This window comes from uncultured Campylobacter sp. (assembly GCF_937997465.1).
Lineage (GTDB): Bacteria > Campylobacterota > Campylobacteria > Campylobacterales > Campylobacteraceae > Campylobacter_A.
The window spans coordinates 1-4,733 of sequence record NZ_CALKTQ010000001.1; the positions used below are offsets into that span (position 1 = coordinate 1).

The following is a 4,733-nucleotide window of genomic DNA, read 5'->3' on the forward strand; positions in this document are numbered from 1 at the left end:
ATTTAACAAAAGTTCGAGAATCAAATCCCTAAAAAAGGGAGTTTTAGATATATGTATCTGATATATGAAATATCTTTGCTTCTCCTAAGCTTTCGCTTTTAGCCATGCAGGTTTTGCAGGGATTGTATAAAATGAGAATAGGGCGGTCATGGATGTTTGCCGTCTTAATCCCTTAATAAATTCGTCGTTAAATTTACTATCATATCTTTTTGATTGGGGTTACTTTGGGCTATGAGTAGTGCAAGGGCAGCAAGCGTGTTATTGCTGATTTTAGGTTCGCCGTTATTCTTATAAAGAAGCCCGCTTTTTGATAGAAATAAAATAAACATAAAAGCTCCGATTCGTTTATTACCGTCGTTAAATGGGTGGTCTTTGATGATATAGTAGATCAAATTTGCCGCCTTTTCTTGCGCTGTTGGTAGTAGCTCACAACCGCTGAAGGTCTGATAGATATTTTTTAGTATCCCTTCAAATTCTCCCGCCTTTTGCGTTGCGAAAATTTGCGATGCTTCGCCCTTTTGGATCAGCGCCTCTTTTAGTTCATCGATAGCTAGCATGGCTTCATCGTAGCCTAGAGTAAAATTTTCGCCCGTAATATCTGTATATATACCTAGGGTTTTATCGTCGTATCTTTGTAAAAGCGTCCAGGCTTTGGCGTAATGCCTCACGAGATCAAGCTCATTGCTAGATTTATGAAGATTCGTGTTCACGGTTTTTGCCTTTTTTTGGCTGGATTATATCAGTTTGGACGTAAATATGTCCTTTTTGCTCGGTAAAATATCTTTATGAATTAACCTATGTAAAAAATTAACAAAATGTACTATTACTAGCCATAACCTACAAAGGAGATAATATGCAAAATTTAACCCAGATAAAAGAGATGCTCGAGGTCGCCGAAGAACTACGAGAAAAGGTCAAATTGATGATGAATGCCGCCGATGTTTCTACGGAAGATGCGTTTAAGCTAAGAAACATCAAGAGCGATTTGACGGGTATCATAAATTCTTTGCAAGCTAAAGCTATCCATGAGGCATCTAGGCTAGCGGGCTTAAAAGGCGGAAATACCGGAGCAGGCGGGCCATATACCCTGGAAGAAACCGGGCTAGTGCTAGGCGGAGTGACTAGAGAGCGCGTAAGACAAATAGAAGCTCAGGCTATAAAAAAGATCAAACATCCAAGGATAGTTAGGAAATTTTATGATTACGTGAAAGATATGTCTTGAATTTGTTAGTGGGTAGGGGGGGGGTAAGTAGCCCTTATCTGTTTTGTGTTTCGACGGTTTCAGCTACTCTATCTGGCAAAGCTAAAAACCGGTCATCGAGCACTATTTTTGCTACCCACTGGCTATCTTCTAAATAATTATAGACATCCTCTGCTATGCTTAGGATTTCTTCATAACTTTTGGCGCTATTTAGTTCTTTTAAAAAACAAGATTTTGCCGATACTTTATCATTTGCTTTGGCATAATAGTTAGCCAAAAGCCCCCAATGCTTGCAGCCTGATTTTTGGATACTTTTACAAGCCATATGAAGAATGCCAGTAGATGCATTTTCATAAAATTGTTTTAAAAGCGTATAAAGATTATGACGATTGTAACTAACCGCCGTATACTCTAAGGTCTTTATCGCTTTTAGATGAAGTCTCTGCGCTGCCTTAAAATCCAAAAAATAGTTCGCCATGTATTCGGCCAACTCAGTAAACTCTTCGGCGCTTTTGGCTGCTTTCTCAAGTCTGTCGCAATGCTCTCTGAGCCAATGTTTAACCCCTATAGTGCTAGAAATTTCAGACGTTAATAAATTTAAATCAATAGGATCGTTTATATTTTGCGCTATGTTTTTGAAAATATCTTCGGCACTTTTGGTATCATTAAAATACCTTACGTAAACTCTAGCCATAGCTTCTGCTAAAGAGTCTATATCGGCACCATTTAGTATGTCTTTTTTGGCCACCATTTCATCTAGTCGTCTTTTGGCCCAAGATCTCTTTCCGAGCCTTATCATCCATTCTAAAATATTGACTTTTTCGGTGTTTATGTGAGAAGCTTTATAATATATAGTGGCTTTACCGTTTTTTATAACAGACTCGCAGGTATAATTTGCATTGTCGGTTAAAGGCGTTTCATCTAAAAAATAACCTTGTTTTAAAAATTTTATTGCCTCTTTCTTTCCGAGAAATTTCTTTGCCATGGGAGCAATCCTGACGAAATCATCTGTATTTTTAACTAATCCAATAGCCTTTTTACGGCCTTTTTGCCTGTATTTTCATTTTTATGACAAATCTTAGCTATGGCCATAAGATCCGATATGTAGTCATTCTTTATATTTTGATCAAGCAAAGCGCATGCGAGCGGCCTATCCACCAAATAGTGTTTTAGTCCGCTTTTTATATGTCTTGTATATAAAGATTTGCCATCGCTTAGCGCTCTAGTATAAAACCTTTTCGCTATAGCATAAGCGTCTTTGATTTTTAAATTTAAAATTTCCAAACTGAAATAACAATAAAAGTTAGCGTCAAAATTAGTCGTAGCTAAGATATCGTTTAAAAATTTTATTGCCGTATTTTGATTTATGATTTTTAGCTTTATAAAATTTAGCATATTAATATAACAAATCTCATATTCGGCATGCATTTTTGCCTTTAAAAACAGTCTTTTGCACCATCTTGCATCATTTTGATTTTATAAACCCTTTGGGCTAGGTACGCATAGTCTGCTCCGCCTATTTTACAACGCTTTTTAAACATCAAAAGAACCTTTTTGGCTAAAGCTAGATTTCCTTCCTTTGCCAGTTTTGTGGCGATATCGTCGTATGTAAAAAGATTATGATTTCGTCTTGTTATGTATTGTGGGCAAGTTTTTACGATCGCATCAAATTCGTCTTTGTCTATGATTTTTCCTACCTCTTTGATCAACTCTCGTATAGGAATATTGTCATCAAGAACATAACTAGCATACATTATCCTTCCCTCATCCAGTTTGTGTAGCTTGTCGTAGTCGTAAAACATCACTGCTCCTTTTGGGATATATACAAATTTGTGTCAAAAAGTTTTTAAAAAATATAAACCACGAGGAGAAAAAGGTTAATATATTGCCTCTTTTACCAATCAACAAGTAAAAATAAAAGACGGCAAGATCATATTTCCTATTTTAGGTTTAAGGTAATCCATGTTTATGCAAAATTTCTTGTACCAATCTAGTTCTATCGTAATTAAAACCCTAAAAGAGAGAAAAATTTCAACTCTCATCATAGGGTTAAACGAAAATTGGAAGCAAGGATCTAAGATAGGTAAAGATAATAACCAAAAACTCGATCTCTTTGCCGTATAAGAAATTTATAGAACAATTACTTTATAAGTGTGAAGAGATAGGACACTTAGAGTGCAAAAACATTTTTCATTACTATAAGTACCTAAAAATGGGATTTCTATGATATTTTGAGTATAAATTTTGACTCTTTCTGGATAAAAAGATGTAACAAGTCTAGCACCATTAATTCCTTTCCTCTGCAATATTTTATCTAAAATTTCATCCAAAATTTTAGACGATTTTCATTTAAATATATTGATCGGCAACCGTCAGGTTATAGAGATGCTTAGTCTTTTGTCTAGCACCGCTGCCGCACTTTCAAGCGTGCTTAGCGTTAGCGAGTCGTTGTCTGAGTTTAGTAGTCTATCAAGAGCGGTGCAACTGGTTTTCATGAGCTTAGTCATCTTTGTTTTGGTTGTACATTCCAGCTTTAAGCTAACCTCTGATATAACCAACAAAAGGCTTTGTATTTACCGTATATTATATCAAACGCTCCAATTTTCCATCCCAAGCTCGCTTATATCTTTAAAATCTTTTTCGTTATTCGTAACCAAAACAAGACTATTGCTAAGCGCTACGGCGGCGATCAGCATATCCATATCGCCTATCCTTCTGTTTTTATTTTTCATCTCAAGCCTTATTTTGCCGTAGCTTGCCGCACATTTACTCGTAAAATCTAAAACGCCGAAATTTGAGATAAAATCGCCCATGAGTCTTAAATTTAGCTCTTTTTGAGTGGATTTTTCTATACCGTAAAACATTTCGGCTACCGTTATACTGGATATAAAAATATCCTTTTTGCCATATCTAGTTAAATGGCTTAGTATATTTTGACTGTAAGGCTCGGTGTTAGAAATCAAGTAGCTACAAATGTTGGTATCAAGCAAAAACATTATTTAAATCCGAAATTTCGCTCTTGCGGGAAGCTTTGCTCGGCTCTTTCAAATTTAACTCCAGCATCTTTCAACTCATTTAAAGTCTTAAACAGTCCGCTCCATTCATCATCTTTAACTGGGATTAAAACCACTTCGTTGTTATCAAAACTCTTAAGTATAAACTCTTTGACGTTGTCTAAATTTAGGCTTTTTGGAAGCCTTAGTGCCAAAGAATTACCACTTTTGAATACTTTTAATCTAGCTTGCATTATTACAACCTCTCGTATATATTTCTCTAAGTATATACTGAACAAGATAAAAATATTCTTAGATTTTTACTTGTTTATAGTGTCGACATAGTAATGCATTTTGATAAATCTTATGCAAAAGGTAAAAAAGTGAGAATGGGTAAAAATGTGGAGCAAATAGCGTTAAGAGCGTTTTTTGTATAGGTATGGACGTAAGGTAAAAATGGGAACTTAAAATGCAAAAATCTAGGCATTTTTTAGCATTTTGAAATCCAAACTTCAATTTGCTTTAAAAACTTCAAAACC

At 35.4% G+C, this 4,733-nt stretch carries 7 protein-coding genes; 1 reads left to right on the plus strand and 6 read right to left on the minus strand.

From position 1 onward, the window contains the following. Nucleotides 1–164: 164 nt before the first annotated feature. Complete coding sequence (locus Q0546_RS00005; RefSeq protein WP_298789422.1) at nt 165–710, minus strand: Fic family protein; 546 nt, start codon at nt 708–710, stop codon at nt 165–167. A 143-nt stretch (nt 711–853) separates the two neighbouring features. Here Q0546_RS00005 and Q0546_RS11940 point away from each other — a divergent pair, with 143 nt between their 5' ends. Beyond that, on the plus strand, nt 854–1,222 hold the full coding sequence (locus Q0546_RS11940; protein WP_366519244.1) for a sigma factor-like helix-turn-helix DNA-binding protein: 369 nt from the start codon (nt 854–856) through the stop codon (nt 1,220–1,222). Nucleotides 1,223–1,256: 34 nt separating this feature from the next. Here the strand turns inward: Q0546_RS11940 and Q0546_RS00015 are convergent, their stop codons facing one another. From Q0546_RS00015 to Q0546_RS00035, 5 genes are all read right to left on the minus strand, one after another. Next, nucleotides 1,257–2,186, minus strand: a complete 930-nt coding sequence (locus Q0546_RS00015; protein WP_298789425.1) for a hypothetical protein — start codon at nt 2,184–2,186, stop codon at nt 1,257–1,259. Nucleotides 2,187–2,637: 451 nt separating this feature from the next. Further along, nucleotides 2,638–3,003, minus strand: a complete 366-nt coding sequence (locus Q0546_RS00020; RefSeq protein WP_298789427.1) for a hypothetical protein — start codon at nt 3,001–3,003, stop codon at nt 2,638–2,640. A 570-nt stretch (nt 3,004–3,573) separates the two neighbouring features. After that, nucleotides 3,574–3,696 carry a hypothetical protein gene (locus Q0546_RS00025; protein ID WP_298789429.1) on the minus strand — a complete coding sequence of 41 codons (123 nt, stop codon included), beginning with the start codon at nt 3,694–3,696 and terminating at the stop codon, nt 3,574–3,576. A gap of 93 nt (nt 3,697–3,789) precedes the next feature. Further along, entirely contained in the window at nt 3,790–4,197 is a 408-nt protein-coding gene (locus Q0546_RS00030; RefSeq protein ID WP_298789431.1) for a type II toxin-antitoxin system VapC family toxin, read from the minus strand. Next, the gene (locus Q0546_RS00035) at nt 4,197–4,409 is read right to left on the minus strand and encodes a hypothetical protein (RefSeq protein ID WP_298789433.1); all 213 of its coding nucleotides are present in this window, start codon (nt 4,407–4,409) and stop codon (nt 4,197–4,199) included. Before Q0546_RS00035 ends, Q0546_RS00030 begins: the two co-directional genes overlap by 1 nt. Nucleotides 4,410–4,733: the final 324 nt, after the last annotated feature.